This is a genomic window from Mumia xiangluensis (assembly GCF_010994095.1).
GTDB classification, from domain to species: domain Bacteria; phylum Actinomycetota; class Actinomycetes; order Propionibacteriales; family Nocardioidaceae; genus Mumia; species Mumia xiangluensis.
In genome coordinates this window covers 1,228,956-1,245,883 of record NZ_WJYO01000001.1, presented here as the reverse complement: position 1 = coordinate 1,245,883, position 16,928 = coordinate 1,228,956, and the positions used below count along the sequence as shown (strand labels likewise).

General features: G+C 69.2%; 18 protein-coding genes. 7 read left to right on the top strand and 11 right to left on the bottom strand.

Annotated elements, in window-relative coordinates; genetic code table 11:
• The first annotated feature begins 91 nt into the window (after positions 1 to 91).
• On the top strand, positions 92 to 1,966 hold the full coding sequence (gene typA, locus GH747_RS05790; RefSeq protein WP_149768539.1) for a translational GTPase TypA: 1,875 nt from the start codon (positions 92 to 94) through the stop codon (positions 1,964 to 1,966).
• Positions 1,967 to 2,050: 84 nt separating this feature from the next.
• Here the strand turns inward: typA and GH747_RS05785 are convergent, their stop codons facing one another.
• From GH747_RS05785 to GH747_RS05755, 7 genes are all read right to left on the bottom strand, one after another.
• Positions 2,051 to 2,392 carry a DUF2200 domain-containing protein gene (locus GH747_RS05785; RefSeq protein WP_149768538.1) on the bottom strand — a complete coding sequence of 114 codons (342 nt, stop codon included), beginning with the start codon at positions 2,390 to 2,392 and terminating at the stop codon, positions 2,051 to 2,053.
• 83 nt (positions 2,393 to 2,475) lie between these two features.
• The gene (locus GH747_RS05780; protein ID WP_149768537.1) at positions 2,476 to 3,324 is read right to left on the bottom strand and encodes a hypothetical protein; all 849 of its coding nucleotides are present in this window, start codon (positions 3,322 to 3,324) and stop codon (positions 2,476 to 2,478) included.
• 255 nt (positions 3,325 to 3,579) lie between these two features.
• Positions 3,580 to 4,209, bottom strand: a complete 630-nt coding sequence (locus tag GH747_RS05775) for an alpha-ketoglutarate-dependent dioxygenase AlkB (protein ID WP_149768536.1) — start codon at positions 4,207 to 4,209, stop codon at positions 3,580 to 3,582.
• A gap of 65 nt (positions 4,210 to 4,274) precedes the next feature.
• Complete coding sequence (locus tag GH747_RS05770; RefSeq protein WP_163695302.1) at positions 4,275 to 4,634, bottom strand: YrdB family protein; 360 nt, start codon at positions 4,632 to 4,634, stop codon at positions 4,275 to 4,277.
• Positions 4,631 to 4,918 (bottom strand): DUF2516 family protein, encoded by a 288-nt coding sequence (locus tag GH747_RS05765; protein ID WP_205602772.1) that lies wholly within the window; start codon positions 4,916 to 4,918, stop codon positions 4,631 to 4,633. The genes GH747_RS05770 and GH747_RS05765 overlap by 4 nt, the downstream gene beginning before the upstream one ends.
• A 74-nt stretch (positions 4,919 to 4,992) precedes the next feature.
• A complete protein-coding gene (locus GH747_RS22000) occupies positions 4,993 to 5,688 on the bottom strand; it encodes a hypothetical protein (protein ID WP_194842882.1) in 696 nt (231 codons plus the stop codon).
• Positions 5,685 to 6,074 carry a helix-turn-helix domain-containing protein gene (locus tag GH747_RS05755; protein ID WP_149768534.1) on the bottom strand — a complete coding sequence of 130 codons (390 nt, stop codon included), beginning with the start codon at positions 6,072 to 6,074 and terminating at the stop codon, positions 5,685 to 5,687. Before GH747_RS05755 ends, GH747_RS22000 begins: the two co-directional genes overlap by 4 nt.
• 115 nt (positions 6,075 to 6,189) lie before the next feature.
• Here GH747_RS05755 and cysC point away from each other — a divergent pair, with 115 nt between their 5' ends.
• The 5 genes from cysC to GH747_RS05730 are packed head-to-tail and all read left to right on the top strand — an operon-like array spanning position 6,190 to position 11,212.
• Positions 6,190 to 7,347, top strand: coding sequence for an adenylyl-sulfate kinase (gene cysC / locus GH747_RS05750; protein WP_228552788.1), 1,158 nt, complete (start codon positions 6,190 to 6,192; stop codon positions 7,345 to 7,347).
• Complete coding sequence (locus tag GH747_RS05745) at positions 7,344 to 8,300, top strand: sulfite exporter TauE/SafE family protein (protein ID WP_149768532.1); 957 nt, start codon at positions 7,344 to 7,346, stop codon at positions 8,298 to 8,300. The genes cysC and GH747_RS05745 overlap by 4 nt, the downstream gene beginning before the upstream one ends.
• Positions 8,297 to 8,956 (top strand): lysoplasmalogenase, encoded by a 660-nt coding sequence (locus GH747_RS05740; protein ID WP_149768531.1) that lies wholly within the window; start codon positions 8,297 to 8,299, stop codon positions 8,954 to 8,956. The genes GH747_RS05745 and GH747_RS05740 overlap by 4 nt, the downstream gene beginning before the upstream one ends.
• A gap of 55 nt (positions 8,957 to 9,011) precedes the next feature.
• Positions 9,012 to 9,923 carry a sulfate adenylyltransferase subunit CysD gene (gene cysD, locus GH747_RS05735; RefSeq protein WP_228552787.1) on the top strand — a complete coding sequence of 304 codons (912 nt, stop codon included), beginning with the start codon at positions 9,012 to 9,014 and terminating at the stop codon, positions 9,921 to 9,923.
• Entirely contained in the window at positions 9,923 to 11,212 is a 1,290-nt protein-coding gene (locus GH747_RS05730) for a sulfate adenylyltransferase subunit 1 (RefSeq protein WP_228552786.1), read from the top strand. The genes cysD and GH747_RS05730 overlap by 1 nt, the downstream gene beginning before the upstream one ends.
• 70 nt (positions 11,213 to 11,282) lie before the next feature.
• Here GH747_RS05730 and GH747_RS05725 read toward each other — a convergent pair whose 3' ends face one another.
• From GH747_RS05725 to GH747_RS05715, 3 genes are read right to left on the bottom strand one after another with little or no spacing between them, the layout of a single operon-like run.
• Positions 11,283 to 12,086, bottom strand: a complete 804-nt coding sequence (locus GH747_RS05725; protein ID WP_149768530.1) for a class I SAM-dependent methyltransferase — start codon at positions 12,084 to 12,086, stop codon at positions 11,283 to 11,285.
• A 50-nt stretch (positions 12,087 to 12,136) separates the two neighbouring features.
• The gene (gene manA / locus GH747_RS05720; RefSeq protein WP_149768529.1) at positions 12,137 to 13,288 is read right to left on the bottom strand and encodes a mannose-6-phosphate isomerase, class I; all 1,152 of its coding nucleotides are present in this window, start codon (positions 13,286 to 13,288) and stop codon (positions 12,137 to 12,139) included.
• A 2-nt stretch (positions 13,289 to 13,290) separates the two neighbouring features.
• Positions 13,291 to 15,081, bottom strand: coding sequence for a DEAD/DEAH box helicase (locus tag GH747_RS05715; protein WP_149768528.1), 1,791 nt, complete (start codon positions 15,079 to 15,081; stop codon positions 13,291 to 13,293).
• Positions 15,082 to 15,233: 152 nt separating this feature from the next.
• On the opposite strand from GH747_RS05715, the gene GH747_RS05710 reads away from it, so the two are divergent.
• Positions 15,234 to 15,959 carry a methyltransferase domain-containing protein gene (locus GH747_RS05710; RefSeq protein WP_149768527.1) on the top strand — a complete coding sequence of 242 codons (726 nt, stop codon included), beginning with the start codon at positions 15,234 to 15,236 and terminating at the stop codon, positions 15,957 to 15,959.
• Between the two features lies 1 nt (position 15,960).
• Here GH747_RS05710 and GH747_RS05705 read toward each other — a convergent pair whose 3' ends face one another.
• On the bottom strand, positions 15,961 to 16,899 hold the full coding sequence (locus GH747_RS05705; RefSeq protein ID WP_149768526.1) for an MATE family efflux transporter: 939 nt from the start codon (positions 16,897 to 16,899) through the stop codon (positions 15,961 to 15,963).
• Positions 16,900 to 16,928 lie beyond the last annotated feature (29 nt).

Sequence of the window (16,928 nt, the reverse complement as noted above, 5' to 3'; positions counted from 1 at the left end):
GGCCCATCGCGTCCTGACCGGTAGGATGGAGGACGCTCTGCGCCGTGCGTACCGTCCGGCGCCTCTCCCACGCAAGGACCGCCGCACGCGCATGCCCATTCGCTCCGACCTCCGCAACGTCGCGATCGTCGCGCACGTCGACCACGGCAAGACCACCCTCGTCGACGCGATGCTGCAGCAGCAGGGCAGCTACGACGAGCACCACCAGCTCGCCGAGCGCGCCATGGACTCCGGCGACCTCGAGCGCGAGAAGGGCATCACGATCCTCGCGAAGAACACCGCCGTCCAGTACGCCGGCCCCGGCGCACCCGACGGCGGCGTCACGATCAACATCATCGACACCCCCGGCCACGCCGACTTCGGCGGCGAGGTCGAGCGCGGCCTCTCCATGGTCGACGGCGTCGTGCTCCTGGTCGACGCCTCCGAGGGCCCGCTGCCGCAGACGCGGTTCGTGCTCCGCAAGGCACTGCACGCGAAGATGCCGGTCGTCCTCGTCGTCAACAAGGTCGACCGTCCCGACGCGCGCATCAGCGAGGTCGTCGAGGAGACGTACGAGCTGTTCATGGACCTTCTCGACGACTCCACCGACACCGAGGCGCTGGACTTCCCGGTCGTCTACGCCTCGGCGAAGGCCGGTCGCGCGTCGCTGGAGCAGCCTGCCGACGGCGGCCTGCCGGACAGCGAGGACCTGCTGCCGCTGTTCCAGACGATCCTCGACACCGTTCCCGCACCGACGTACACCGAGGACGCACCGCTCCAGGCGCACGTCACCAACCTCGACGCGTCGCCGTTCCTCGGCCGTCTCGCGCTGATCCGCGTCCACGAGGGCACGCTGCGCAAGGGCGCTCAGGTGGCGTACTGCAAGCGCGACGGCTCGGTCGAGCGCGTCAAGATCACCGAGCTGCTCAAGACGGAGGCACTCGAGCGCGTCCCGGCCGAGACTGCAGGCCCCGGCGACATCGTCGCCGTCGCCGGCATCCCGGAGATCATGATCGGCGAGACGCTGGCCGACCCCGAGAACCCGCTCCCGCTCCCCCTGATCCAGGTCGACGAGCCCGCGATCTCGATGACGATCGGCACCAACACCTCGCCGCTCGCCGGGCGCGAGAAGGGCACCAAGGTCACCGCGCGCCTGGTCAAGGACCGCCTCGAACGCGAGCTGGTCGGCAACGTCTCGATCAAGGTGCTCCCGACCGAGCGACCGGACGCGTGGGAGGTCCAGGGCCGTGGCGAGCTGGCGCTCGCGATCCTCGTGGAGCAGATGCGCCGCGAGGGGTTCGAGCTCACCGTCGGCAAGCCCGAGGTCGTCACCCGCATCGTCGACGGCAAGGTCCACGAGCCCGTCGAGCGTCTCACGATCGACTGCCCCGAGGAGTACCTCGGGACGGTCACCCAGCTCCTCGCCGTCCGCAAGGGCCGCATGGAGCAGATGACGAACCACGGCACCGGCTGGGTCCGGATGGAGTTCCTGGTCCCCGCGCGCGGCCTGATCGGCTTCCGTACGGAGTTCCTCACCGACACCCGGGGCACCGGCATCGCGCACCACGTGTTCGACGGGTACGAGCCGTGGCTGGGCGAGATCTCCACGCGTCCGAGCGGTTCGCTGGTCGCGGACCGCGCCGGCGCGGCGTCGGCCTACGCGATGACGAGCCTGCAGGAGCGCGGCGTGATGTTCGTCGAGCCGACCACCGAGGTGTACGAGGGCATGATCGTCGGCGAGAACAGCCGCGACGACGACATGGACGTCAACATCACCAAGGAGAAGAAGCAGACCAACATCCGGTCCGCCACCTCCGACAACTTCGAGAAGCTCATCCCGCCGAGGAAGCTGTCGCTCGAGCAGAGCCTGGAGTTCTGCCGTGAGGACGAGTGCGTCGAGGTCACGCCGTCCAACGTCCGGATCCGCAAGGTGATCCTGGACGCCGGCGAGCGCGCGCGTTCGAAGCGTCGCGGTCCCCGGGGCTGACGCCGCCCTCCACGTTGGTCGCTGAGTGGTCACCCGCCGGTCGCGGGTGACCACTCAGGCACCGACGTGCGCTGGAGAGCGTGCCTACGCCCGCAGGACCTTCTCCATCGCCTTCCCCTTCGCCAGCTCGTCGACGAGCTTGTCCAGGTAGCGGATCTTCTGCATCAGCGGGTCCTCGACCTCCTCGACGCGCACCCCGCACACCACGCCCTTGATCAGCGACGCGTGCGGGTTGAGCCGGGCGTCGGCGAAGAAGTCCTCGAACGACGTCTCTGCCTCGAGGTGCCCCTTCAGCGCGGTGTCGTCGAAGCCGGTCAGCCACTCGATGACCTGGTCGAGCTCGGCCTTCGTACGGCCCTTGCGCTCCACCTTGTTGACGTAGTGGGGATAGACCGACGCGACGCTGGTGGTGAAGATCCGGCTCATGCTCCTGAGCGTAAGCGACCCGCCCACGCGTCGGTCCCAGCGTGGTCACCCATGGCGGGCCGGTGACCACAGGCGCACCGACGCTACGGGCGACGGGAGCGGATCTTGCGGAACAAGGCGCGATAGTCGCGTCCGAACACGGGCGGTGGCCCTTCGTACCCGAGCGCGACCAGATCGGCGTGCACCTCACGCACCAGAGCACGCGGGCGCGCAAGCTTCTCCTGGGTCACCTGCAGGTAGGTGACGTCGTTGCGCCGGAAGCGGCCGTAGCGTCCGATGTCGCCGTTGAACTGGGCGGTGTCGAACGCGTGCTGCCGTCCCTCGTACTCGACGACGTACAACCAGGTGAGATAGAGCAGGTCGACGCAGCCCAGCCACCGGCCCTTCACCACGAGGTCGACGTTGACGTCCGGGAGCGGCAGACCGACGACGCTCAGGATCGCGCGCACCTCGCTCTCCTTCGGCGAGCGGGAGCGCGCGTCGAGCAGCGGGAGGACGATCTCGCACTGCGAGGCACCCGGGCGCCAGGACTGCTCCACGAGGATCTGCCCGATCTCGTCGAGGGAGGCGTGACCCTCGTGCAGGAGCCAGTCGCCGATCTTGATCAGGTCGATCAGGCGCATCGTCTCGCAGCTCTGGACGAACGCTGCTGCCGGCGTCACACCGTCTGCGTCGGTCGACGGCATCAGGATCGTCCGATGGAGCCGGATGTGGTCGCTGACGATCTTCTGGTCGCGGTCGATCACGAAGTGGTACGGCAGCTCCGCTAGGTCGTCGTACCCGAGGAGACGCAACCGCGTGCTGTGACTCGGCTGCGCGCCCTCCGGCAGGGACAGCCGGGCGGCGCTCACCCGGTCCCGCTCCGACATCTCGTGCGCGGCAGTGACCCAGACCCTCGGGAACAGGCGGATGAAGCGCCTGCCGCTAAGCATCGTCGCGGAGACTCCGAGCGAGTCAGCCTGGGCGGCGGTGAAAGGGCCGCAGCTGAGTTCTTGCGGGATCGGTCGCGGCGCCGGCATGCGCCCATCCCACCCGACCGACGACCATCGCGGAGGTCACCCGTACGGCCTTGTGGATATCCCTTGGCGGGGGACAACCTTCCCCACGCCAACGGGCGTACGCGTTGGTCCGTCCGTGGTCACCCGGAACGCTGACGTGACCACTAGGGCACCAACGCGCGGGGACGCCTACAGGACGCCGCGAGGGCGCAGCTGCACGCTAATCCTCGGGCCGACGGGCTTCGCGGTCTTGGGGATCGCGTGCTCCCACGTGCGCTGGCAGGTGCCGCCCATCACGAGCAGGTCGCCGGAGCCGAGCGTGAACGACAGGGACGCCCCGCCGCCACGCGGACGCAGGGCGAGCCGGCGCGGCGAGCCCAGCGACACGATGGCCACCATCGTGTTCTCGGAGCGGCCCCGCCCGATGCGGTCACCGTGCCAGGCGACCGAGTCACGTCCGTCGCGGTAGAGGCACAGCCCTGCCGTCACGAACCGCTCCCCGAGCTCAGGCTCGTAGTGGTCGCCGAGCCGCTCCCGAGCCTCGTCGAGGACCGCGTGCGGCCACGCAGCGCGCTCCCCGAACCACGCGAGCAGACGCGGAACGGCCACCACCCGCTCGTACATCTCGCGCTCGTCCGCACGCCACGCGACGGTGTCGTGCAGGTGGGCGAAGAGGTCGTCGGCGCCGTCGATCCACCGCGGCCGGACGTCGATCCAGGCCCCGGCCGACAGCTCGTGGCGAACGACGTGGCCGGCCAGCGGACCGAGCGCGGGCTCGTCGGAGGAGTCGAACAGCGACCCCTGGAATGTCACGGACATGGTCCGACCCTACGCCAGCGATCGAACAGACGTTCGACGAGTTGCGTACGGCGTGTCGACCGCGGTCAGTCGCGGCGCACCGCGGACGTGGTCACTGCCACGACGACGAGCACGGCCGCCCACACCGCGTAGCCGGCGAGAGCACCGACGACGGCGACGGCCACGTAGAAGCCGGCCTTCACCACGAGCCGCCGCGGCATCGCGACACGGCGGGGCGAGGTCGGGGCGAGCCAGCGACCCCAGAACCAGACGGCCACGCCGACCAGCGCGGCAGCAAGCACCAACCCGCGCCACCAGCCGTCCCCCAGGGACCACCCGGCGAGCGCGAGCAGGACCAGGGCGGCGAGCTCGCAGGTGAACGCGAGGAGATCGAGAGGCCCGACGTGCTGCGGCGGGGACTCCGGCGAAGGTCGCTGCGCGGTCACCGCCCGCTGACCTGCTGCAGCGCCGGCCGCGCGTCCGCGAGGTAGACGAGCGCCGCGACGATGCCTGCGAGGTTGAGGATGCTGAGCGGGTACCAGATGAGAAGGTTCGCCACCAGGGACAGCCCGAGCACGATGAGCCAGAACGGCTTCGTCTGCTTGTCGGCGGCCACGAAGGCCTGCGGGGTGCGCGAGACGGCGTCGATCATCGCGAACGCCTTCGCGCCCACCATCAGCAGCGTGATCAGTGCCTCGACGAGCGACTGCACGGTAAAGAGAACGAACACCGTCAGAGCCTATCCCGAGAGACAGGTCCTGACGGTGCTCGTCGATGCATGCTCGTCGACCGAGCCCGCGGGAGTCAGCTGGCGTCGGAGGACGGCGCAGGCTTATCGACGGGAGCCGTCTCGGTCGCCGCCTTCTTGGCCGGGGCCTTCTTCGCTGCCGGAGCAGCCTTCTTGGCGGTCGCCTTCTTCGCCGCCGGAGCAGCAGGCGCAGCCTTCTTGGCGGTCGTCTTCTTGACCGGGGCCTTCTTCGCGGCCGGCGCAGCCTTCTTGGCGGTGGTCTTCTTGGCCGGGGCCTTCTTCGCCGGGGCCTTCTTGGCCGCCGGAGCGGTCGGAGCGGTCGGAGCGGTCGGCGCAGCGTCGGCAGACGCCTTCTTCACCGGCGCCTTCTTGGCCGGGGCCTTCTTCGCCAGGGGCGACGACGCCGCCACATCGGTCGCGGCGTTCCGCGCGACCGCGGCCAGCATGACGACGAGCTCCTTGACGTCCTCGGCGATGTCCTCGAGCTTGCCCTCGATCTTCTCCTCGAGGCCGTCGAAGAGGTCGTCGACGTCGATGCCCTTCACGCGATTGACGACATCGGCGTACAGCGCGGTGGCCTGGCCGGGGAGCGCCTTCGCGTCGGCCTCGACCTTCTTCTGGAGGTCGTCGAGGTCGAGCTCGGCGAGCTGGCCGACGAGCGCGGTCGCGGTGGCCTGCGCCTGGCCCACGAGCGCCGTGGCCGTGGCGGGGAGTCCGGTGATGGTCTTGGTGATGCTGTCCTGGATGCTCATGATGAAGCCTCCTTCTCTAGGTGTTCGGCGTCGGTCGGCGCCGGGGGCGCCTCACCGACGAAAGAGCGGTAGATCTCGAGCAGGGCGCGCCGTTGCGGGTCCTCGAGGCGGGGGTCGGCTGCGATGGCGGCTTCGACGCCGCCGCCGGTGACCGAGTCGTCGGGATCGAGCAGGCCCGCCTGGACGTACACGGACTCGGCAGAGATCCGCAGCGCCTTCGCGATCTGCTGGAGGACCTCTGCGGACGGTCGTCGGAGTCCGCGCTCGATCTGGCTCAGGTAGGGGTTGGAGACACCGGTCAGGTCGGCGAGCTGACGCAGAGAGAGCTGCGCCTGGCGACGCTGGTCCCTGAGGTAGCCACCGAGGTCACCCACGGTCTTTCCCATGCTGATTCGTGCCACACCTCCATAGTGCTTGCAACTGCAAGCAAATGCAAGCTGGGAGCATCAGACGTTCCCATGCCCCGAAATGTTTTCAATCTCGCGTGACACAATCGCGTTCGTGAACCGAGCCCAGTGGACCCCCGACGCACGCGAGCTCGCGGACCTCGAGCTCTCACTGCTGGGCGCCTGGCCCGGCGACCGCCGCCTCGACGTCGCCGTGCCGAGCGATCTCACCGCCCCCGTCGAACTCCTCGACCCCGAGGGCCTCCCGCTTGCTGCGTACGACCCGGAGACCGGCAAGGTCGACGCGCTCGACGCCCCGGCGTACGGGCCCTTCCGCCGCCTGCACCTCGCACCGGCCGAGGTCCGCGCCGCTCATCCCGACGCGCTCGCCGTGCTCGTCGAGCAGCCCCTCTCCGTCGACGACGTGGCCGCGATCGCGGACGCCGAGGACCGCACCGGCCGACGGGCCGTGCTGCTCGCGCGCACCGGCCCCGACCCTCGCCGTACGCTCTCGGTGCCTGCCCTGATCCGTGCGGCGCGCGCAGCGATGCCCGACCGCGACGTCGTCGCCGTCGCCCTCGCACGCCGCGCTGACCCGGCCGACGACGCGGACCTGACGGCCGCCGTCCTCACCGCCTACGCCGACGAGATCCTGGCAGTCCCCGGTACGGGAACGCTCACGGACGCGGTCGCCGCGATCGTGGCCGCCGACCAGCCTCCGCTCGACGAGCGCGGCCTCGTCGTCTTCTTCACCGGCCTCTCCGGCTCGGGCAAGTCGACCATCGCCCGCGCGCTGTACGACCTCGTGCTCGAGGACGGCCGCCGTACCGTCACCAGCCTCGACGGCGACGTCGTACGCCACCACCTCAGCAAGGGCCTGGGGTTCTCCAAGGAGGACCGCGAGACCAACATCGCCCGCATCGGCTGGGTCGCCGCGGAGATCGGGCGCCACCGCGGCGTCGCGATCTGCTCGCCGATCGCCCCGTTCGCCTCGACGCGCGAGCAGGTGCGCGCGATGGTCGAGGAGGCCGGCGCCTCGTTCGCCCTCGTCCACGTCGCCACGCCGCTCGAGGAATGCGAGCGGCGTGACCGCAAGGGCCTGTACGCGAAGGCACGCGCCGGCGTGATCCCCGAGTTCACCGGCATCTCCTCGCCGTACGAGGTGCCGAGCGATGCGCTCGTCTCCGTGGACACCACGGGCCGCACCGTCGCCGACGTCCTCGCCGAGGTCGTACGCGCGTTGGTCGACGCCGGACTCTGGAGCGAGGCATGACCGATCTCGTCACCTACGGCGCGCTGTCGATCCTCGCCGTGAGCTTCGGCGTGGGGATCGTCGTCGGCCTCACCGGCATGGGAGGCGGCGCCCTCATGACGCCGGCGCTGATCTTCCTCGGCATCAATCCCACGGCGGCGGTCGCCAACGACCTCGTGGCGGCCTCCGTCAACAAGTCGGTCGGTGCAGCCGTGCACGCTCGCGAAGGCTCCCCCAACTGGCGTCTCGCCGGCTGGTTGATGGTCGGGTCCGTACCGACGGCAGCCGCCGGCGCCTTCATCATCGAGGCGATGGGCGCCGACGAGGACCAGACCGCCTTCGTGAAGACCGCGATCGGCGTGGCGCTCCTGCTGACCGCCGCGACGTACACGCTGCGGTCCTACCTCAACGTCCGGGCGACCCGTCTCGGCAACCCGCCGTCGACCGACGACCCCCACATCCGCCCGGTGGCCACCGTCCTCGTCGGCGCGATCGGCGGCCTCCTCGTCGGGGTGACCTCCGTCGGATCCGGCTCGCTGATCATGGTGTCGCTGCTCCTGCTCTACCCAACGCTCACCGCCGTCCGCCTCGTCGGCACCGACCTCGTCCAGGCCGTCCCGCTCGTGCTGTCCGCCGCGATCACCCACGTCATGGTGACCGGCGTCGACTTCGAGATCCTGATCCCGCTGATCCTCGGCGGGACCCCCGGCACCTACCTCGGCGCCCGGATCGCCAACCGGGTCCCGCAGGGCATCGTCCGACGCGGCATCGTCGTCGTCCTCAGCCTCACCGGCCTCACGCTGCTCGGCGTCCCGCCGGTCGCGGTCGGGATCATCGCCGCCGGCATGGTGATCCTCGGCCCGATCGCGTGGGCGCTGATTCGGTCCCGGATCGGCGTCCCCGAAGGCGTCGACCTGTTCGCCGAGAAGGTTGACATCGAACGCGCCCGACGAGCCAGCGAGGACCGCGCATGATCCTCTTCGTCGCCCTGAGCGTTGTCCACATCGCGCTGGTCGGCCTCGATGCCGGCCTCGCCGCGTCGATCACCAAGGCGCTGCTGATGCCAGCGCTGGCGCTGTGGGTCGTCCGCCAAGGCGGGCCCAGGCTGCTGGTTGCCGCGCTCTTCTTCTCGTGGGTCGGCGACGTCGCGCTCGAGATCGACGGACTCTTCATCCTCGGGATGGCAGGCTTCGGCGCCGCGCACGTGTGCTTCGTGACGTGGTTCGTCCGTCACGGTGCCCTCGAGGGTCTGCGGCGCCGCTGGTGGGCTGTGGTCGCCGGGTTCGTCGCCTGGGCCGGCACGATCGCCGTGCTCTGGGGGCCGCTCGGCGAGGAGGCCCCGGAGCTCCAGGTCCCGATCTTGGCCTACTCCCTCCTGCTGACGGCCACCGCGATCACGGCGTTCGGCGTCAGCATCATGGCGGGCATCGGCGGCGCGCTCTTCCTGCTGTCCGACACCCTGATCGCCATGGATATCGCGGACGTCGCCCGTCCGGAGCCCGGCGACGTCTGGGTGATGGTGACCTACCTCGTGGCAGAGCTCCTGCTCGCCCTCGGAATCGTCCGACGCAACCGCTCGGAGGCCATCCACGATACGGCGCCGTTTTCTGCCGTTGAGAAGGCTCGATAGGATGAACGTTCGCGCCAAAGACCCGCACAACCCAGGAACGACGGGAGAACCCCTGGTGACCCCCATGCACGACTACCGGCTCAGCCAGCTCGACCAGCTGGAGGCCGAGTCCATCCACATCTTCCGCGAGGTGGCCGCCGAGTTCGAGAAGCCGGTGCTGCTGTTCTCCGGCGGCAAGGACTCGATCGTGATGCTCCGGCTCGCCGAGAAGGCCTTCTACCCGGCGCGCGTCCCGTTCCCTGTGATGCAGGTCGACACCGGTTTCGACTTCCCCGAGGTCCTCCAGACCCGGGACAACTGGGTCGAACGGCTCGGACTTCGGATGATCGTCGCGTCCGTCGACCAGGCGATCGCCGACGGCATCGTCGTCGACGACGGCAAGACGAGCCGCAACCGCCTCCAGATCGGCACGCTGCTCAACGCGATCGAGGAGCACGGCTTCACCGCTGCCTTCGGCGGCGGGCGCCGTGACGAGGAGAAGGCTCGCGCCAAGGAGCGTGTCTACTCCCACCGTGACGAGTTCGGCCAGTGGGACCCCAAGATGCAGCGACCCGAGCTGTGGAGCCTCTACAACGGCCGCATCTCCGGTGGCGAGCACATGCGGATCTTCCCGCTGTCCAACTGGACCGAGCTCGACATCTGGCACTACATCCACCGCGAGAAGATCGAGATCCCCTCGATCTACTTCGCCCACAAGCGCGAGATCGTCGAGCGCGACGGCATGCTGCTGTCCGCCGGCGACCACCTCACGCTGAAGTCGGGCGAGACGGTCGAGGAGCGCCTCGTACGCTTCCGCACCGTCGGTGACATGACCCTGACCGGCTGCGTCGACTCCGCCGCGGCCACCACGGGCGAGATCATCGACGAGATCGCGATCGCGCGCGTCACCGAGCGCGGCGCGACCCGCGGTGACGACAGGTTCAGCGAGGCGGCCATGGAAGACCGCAAGAAGGAAGGCTACTTCTGATGGCCGCGACCGCCACCGAGACCACCGACACGCAGACGCCGCGCATGGACCTCCTGCGCTTCGCGACCGCGGGCTCCGTCGACGACGGCAAGTCCACGCTGATCGGCCGCCTCCTGCTCGACTCGAAGGCGATCTTCGAGGACCAGCTCGAGGCCGTCGAGCGCACGTCGGCGGACAAGGGCTACGACTACACCGACCTGGCACTTCTCACCGACGGGCTCCGGTCCGAGCGTGAGCAGGGCATCACGATCGACGTGGCCTACCGCTACTTCGCGACGCCGCGCCGCAAGTTCATCATTGCGGACACCCCGGGCCACGTTCAGTACACGCGCAACATGGTCACCGGCGCCTCGACCGCGGACCTGGGTCTCGTGCTCGTCGACGCCCGCACGGGCCTCACCGAGCAGAGCCGCCGTCATGCCGTGATCCTCTCGCTGCTGCGGGTCCCTCACCTGGTGCTCGCGGTCAACAAGATGGACCTCGTCGACTACGACCAGGCCATCTACGAGAAGATCCGCGACGAGTTCGACACGTTCGCTGCCAAGCTCACCATCCCGGACCTGACGATCATCCCGATCTCGGCGCTCCAGGGCGACAACGTGGTCGAGCGCAGCACGAACATGCCGTGGTACCAGGGCACCTCCCTGCTCCACCACCTGGAGAACGTGCACGTCTCCTCGGACCGCGACCTCGTCGACACGCGCTTCCCGGTGCAGTACGTCGTGCGCCCGAAGTCGGACGAGTTCCACGACTACCGCGGCTACGCCGGCCAGGTCGCCGGTGGCGTCCTCAAGCCGGGTGACACCGTCCAGGTCCTGCCGAGCGGGTTCCAGACGACGATCGCGGCCATCGACCTGTTCGACGAGTCCGTGTCCGAAGCGTTCCCGCCCATGTCGGTGACGGTCCGGCTCGCCGACGACCTCGACGTGTCGCGGGGCGACATGATCTGCCGACCGCAGAACGCGCCCACCCCGACGCAGGACATCGACGCGATGATCTGCTGGATGACCAACGAGCCGCTGCGCCCACGCCAGAAGCTCGCGATCAAGCACACCACCCGCAACGCGCGTGCCCTGGTCAAGGACATCCAGTACCGCCTGGACATCAACACGCTGCACCGCGACCAGGAGACCGGCGAGCTCGGCCTCAACGAGATCGGGCGAGTCAAGCTCCGCACGACAGCGCCGCTGTTCACCGACCCGTACGAGAAGAACCGTACGACCGGGTCGTTCGTCCTGATCGACGAGGCCACCGGCATCACCGTCGGTGCGGGCATGATCAACGGCTGACGCGCAGCCACCGCTGTACGACGAAGGCCCGGCCGGGGACTCCCGACCGGGCCTTCGTACGGGCACCCATCTACGCCCGGTGTGGCCTCTGTCCGAGGAGGTAGATGTCCGAGCAGAGGCCGGGCGCGTGCTGCAGCGCGCCGTCGATGAGCGGAGTTAGCCGTCGCACGACGGCGTTCTTGCTGCGGTAGCCCAACCAGTTGCGGCCGAAGACCGAGGGGTTCTCGAGAGCCATGTCGTCCGCGATGTAGTGAAGGTCTTCGACGTCCGGCTCGCGGACGTGTCCGCGGAACACCGGCTGCTCGTACCAATCGACCATCTGGGACCACTTTCCCTTGCCGAACGGAACCGTCAGCCGCTTGCGGATATTGACCGCGTTCGGCACCCCCAGGAGAAACCAGCCCCCTGGCCGCAACACCGCCATAACCTCCGCGAACAGCCGTTTGGGCGAGTGGTGCCAGTGCTCCATCGAATCGAAGGTCGTGATGACGTCGACGGAGCCGGGAGCCATCCCGAGTCCGCCATCGATGACATCGCGGTCCACGATCGACACACCGTACCTCTGGTGCGCCTTGAGTGCGTCGGCGCCGTGCTGCGCGTTGATCGGGTCGCTGAAATCGTCGACGACAGTCGCGTCCATCCCGAGCGCGGCACAGGCCGCCGCGAAGCTGGCGACGCCGCCCCCGATGTCGACCAGACGGCCACCCGGCGCAAGCGCACGAACCATGTCGACCTGGAAGCGCTGACGGCGAACGTCCGCCGCCAGGCGCGGGCGCAGGGCGTGAGGGTAGAGGTCGACGAGACTCTCAAGGACCACGGAAGTGCTGGATGCCATCGCGACTCCAAGCCGAAGGCTGCGGGCTCTGGCCGTCACACTAACCAGAGTTGCTTGCAACCGCTCAACGCGGAGCGGATGCAATCTGCCTACGAAGCTGGTGTGTAGGCCTGTACGACCTTGCCCGCGCCCTTCACGGAGACCATGCCGTCGTCGTGCTCGACGAACGCCGAGCGTCCTGGGGTGAGGACGACGGAGCCTCGGTCGGCGGACACGGTGACTGTCCCGTCGACGCAGAGGACGATCCGAGGCCCCGAACCCGGCAGTGTCGCCTCAGCTCCGTCGGCGACTGTCGCCGCGGCGAGCGCGAACTCCTCCACCCCAGGCGCGAACACCTGAACGCCGCCTTCGTCCTTCGGGGTGACGACGTGAGCCTCTGCCATGCCCATCCGGACGCAGTCCACAAGAGCCTGAGGCTCGACGTGCTTGGAGGTCAGGCCGGCGCGGAGGACGTTGTCCGACCCGGCCATCACCTCGACGCACGTCCCGCTCAGATAGGCGTGCAGCACGCCAACCTCGACGAACGCGGCCTGGCCGGGGTCGAGACGGATCCGGTTGAGGAGAGCAGCGACGACGAGGCCCGGATCACTGCCGTGGTGCTGGGCGAGCTCGCAGACCGTCTCGTACGCCCGTCGCCGGTCAGCCCCGGACTCGTACTTGTCGCGGCAGTCTGCGACAAATCCGTCGAGCTCCTCTCGCGTCGGCCCCATCCACGGGGACAACAACCTGCCGACCATGCGCACGAGACCGGGGAACCCCGGGTCGGCGCGCAGCTCGTCGTTCAGCCGATGCGCCAGCGGCGAATCGAGACCCTCGAGAACGTGCCACACCTCAGCCGTCGGCCGGAACGCGATCAGGCCCTCGAACGGCGTCAGTGCGTAGACCATCTCCGGCTTGTGGTTCGGGTCTTTGAACACGCGGTGCGCGGCGTCGAGCGAGACACCCCGCTCGTTCTCGCGCACGAAGCCACGCTCAGCCATGACGGCCTCGGGGTGCACCTGGAGCGACAGCGGCTTGGCGATCGCCAGGATCTTGAGCAGGTACGGGAGGCGCTCCCCCACGACCTCACTGAGCGGGACGGTCGACCCGTCGGCGAGACCGACGGTCGACTCACCGAGGGGGTGCGTGCCCATCCACAGCTCCGCCCACGGTCTCCCGTCGGCCGGTGCTCCGAGCATCGCCGGAAGAACTGTGGTCGAGCCCCAGTCGTAGTGCTGTACGACCGTCCCGAGCTCGTCCATGCCTACCCCTTGCGTCGCGGTGCCCTGGCCGACCGTACCGGGCCCTTGCCCGCGTTGTCCCACGGACGACCGCCGCCGCGACGAGGACCGCTCGAACCGGAGCGTCCACCACTGCCCCCGCTGCCGCGCGGACCGCGGTCACGCTCGAGGTGGATCAGCTCGCCCCCGATCCGGGTCCGGCTGAGCGCGTTCTCGGCGCCGTTCGGCAGCGGATCCGGCAGCTCGACCAGCGAGTGGTCGAACCGGATCGAGATGTTGCCGAAGTCGGAGCGGCCGAGGCCGCCCTCGTTCGCAAGGGCGCCCATGATCGACTTCGGGGTGGCGCGCTGACGCTTGCCGACCGCGAGGCGGTAGACGGCCATGCCGTCGGGGGTGGGACGCTGGGGCCGCTCGGGACGGTCACCGCGCTCACCGCGTTCACGGTCACGACGGTCGCGCTCGGAGAGCTGGATGTCGTCCTTGGCGTCGAGAAGGAACGTCCGGCCGTCGTGCGCGCGTACGGCCAGGGCGGCCGCGACGTCGAGCGGATCGACGCCGGTCGCCTCCGCGTACTTGCCGACCATGCCGCGGAACAGGTGGACGTCACGGCTCGCGAGCGCGTCCGTGATCGCCTCCTCGAACAGCTCCACCCGGCGCGCGTTGACCTGCTCGGCGGTCGGGATGTCCATCGGTGTGACCGGCTGCCCGGTCGTGCGCTCGATGACGCTCAGGAGCCGGCGCTCGCGCGGCGTGACGAACAGGATCGCGTCACCGCTGCGGCCTGCGCGGCCCGTGCGGCCGATCCGGTGGACGTACGCCTCGGGGTCATGCGGGATGTCGTAGTTCACGACGTGGCTGACGCGGTCGACGTCGAGGCCACGCGCGGCGACATCGGTCGCGACGAGGATGTCGAGAGAGCCGTTCTTGAGCGCGTTGACGGCGCGCTCACGTTGGGCCTGCACGAGGTCGCCGTTGATCGCCTGGGCGGTGTGACCGAGCACGCGGAGCTGCTCGGCGAGCTCCTCGGTGGCCGACTTCGTCCGGACGAAGACGATGACGCCTTCGTGGGGCTCGACCTCGAGGAAGCGGCTGAGGGCGTCGAGCTTGCGGAAGTGCGGGACCAGCAGCCAACGCTGGCGGACGTTCTTGGCGGTGACCGTCTGGGACTGGACCTTCACCTCGACGGGGTCGGTGAGGTACTGGTTGGCCAGGCGGCGGATGGTCGACGGCATCGTCGCCGAGAACAGCGCGACCTGCTTCGTCGACGGGGTGTCACGCAGGATGCGCTCGACGTCGTCCGCGAACCCCATCTTGAGCATCTCGTCAGCCTCGTCGAGGACGAGGTTCGAGATGGTCGTGAGGTCGAGCCGGCCGCGCTCGAGGTGGTCGATCACACGCCCCGGGGTGCCGACGACCACGTGCGCACCCTTGCGGAGACCCGCAAGCTGCTCGGTGTAGCCGGCGCCACCGTAGACGGGGACCACGTTGAGGCCCGGCAGGTGCTTCGCGTACGAGGCGAACGCCTCGGCGACCTGCAGCGCGAGCTCACGGGTAGGGGCGAGGACGAGGGCCTGAGTCTCCGGGCGCGTCACGTCGATGCCAGAGAGAATCGGGAGCGCGAAGGCGGCGGTCTTGCCGGTGCCGGTCTGCGCCATGCCGATGATGTCGTGGCCATCGAGGAGCGGGGGGATCGCCTCGGCCTGGATGGGGGACGGCGATTCGTAGCCGACGTCAGCAAGGGCGCGGACCAGTCGCTCGTCGGAGAGGAGGTCAGCAAAAGTAGGGTGCGCGTCATTCGGCGCGGAATCAGTCATAACTGGTCAAGTCTAAGTGGCAGGCCCTGTGGACCACGAATCGTAACGGTGTGATATTGAGCGCGGCAGGCAGAGCGCCGAGGTGCGTCAGGGGCGCGCCGCCGCGATGCTGATGGCATGAGACGCCGAGCGCACTGGGACGGCGAGGACTGATGAGGTACGTCAACCACTTCGCCACGGACGAAGCAGTAGCGCGATACGTCGACCACTACGGGCCGGGAACCTACTCGTCCCTGCTATGGGATGTCGAGCGGCGCCAACTGCTCGACGTCCTCGCACGGAGCGGCCAGGACCATCCGCGCGACTACCTCGACTTCGCAACAGGGACCGGTCGAGTCCTTGAGCTCATCGCACCGAGAGCACGGCGGGCCTACGGCATCGACACGTCCGCCGCTATGGCTACGCACGCACGGGCACGCGTCCCCACAGCGGAGATCTCGATCCGCGACATCACATTGCCGGGCACCGCCATCGAACGGCAGTACGACGTCGTCACGGCGTTCCGCTTCGTCCTCAACGCTCGCCGCGAGCTCGCGACCGCCGCCCTCACCGCTCTGAGGCGCCGCCTTCGCGACGATCGCTCGATCCTGGTCTTCAACAACCACGGCAACGTCATGAGCCACCGGGCGGTCCTCTACCCGCTCCACCACCTCCGCGCTACCGAGGAGCCCGTCACTCTCCTCCGCGATCGCACCATCAGGGAGATGTGCCGGCAGGCTGGCCTCATCACAGAACGCGTGGAAGGCTGCGGGTTGTGGGGTGGCCGTATCGCGGCCGCAGCGCCGCACGGGCTGGTCGAGCGGTCCGAGGACTGGTTCGCGACATCGAAGCTCGCCCGCCTCGGGAGCAACCAGATGTACGTCGCTCGTTTGGCGTGACTTACTGCGGCGGGAGGTGCGCGCGCCGCGCCGCCACAACTGTCGCGCACCCGACCGCGACGCCGAGGATCGACATCGTCCGCACGATTGCAATCGACGACCCGAGCGCGGCCGCGACGCCGAGGATCGATACGACAGAGCACACGGCGTAGGTAGCACTGATGCGCAACGTGATGGACGTGCGCCCCGACACGCGGAGCATCGTCCCGAAGGAGACCCAGAGGCAGAGGCCGACACCTTCGGCGATCAGGTAGGGAATCAGCGGCCTAGCACCATCCCACGAAGCACCGAGGAGGCTACTACTGACGCCGAACGGGTCGGACAGGACGAGGAGGCCCCAGACGATCACCACGGCGGCCGTGGTCGCCGCCGCAGCGGCTGCCACGGTCACACGGCTCGCAACCCGCATCTTCGCCATTTCGGGCCCCAGCCCGAAGCTGAGGAACACCAGCATGACGCTCATGAGTCCGAAAAGGGTCGTCGCCGCCCGGACCTCCCCGACCACGCTGGCGCCCGCGAAGATCGCGATCCCGTTTACCGTCAGCAGGCTCGTCGATGCGCTGATGGCTCCCTCGGCTCCGAGCCGTGTGCGGCGACGGTCCTCAGCGACAACGCGGCGCAGGCCATCGATCCTCAGGACCGGCCTCCCGACTCCCCACCAACCGACCACGAGAGCGATGGCTCCCCCGGCGCCCCACAGGGCGACGAGCACGTCGGGCGACTGCGTCCCGGCGACGCCGAGGGCGAGGACACCGACCGCTGCGGCTAACCAGCAAGCGTCGGCGACGAGGGCGGCGGTGGGTCGACCCGTCGCGGACGCGACGTACCGGATGGTGTCCTGCAGGAGGACGACAGGCGCGACGAGTCCCAACGCGACCAGCATGCCGGCGTGCTGGGAGTCGATCGCACCGGCGAGGGCAAGCACCGCAAGCACAGGCACGCTCGCCGCTAGGGACAGTGACATCGCGT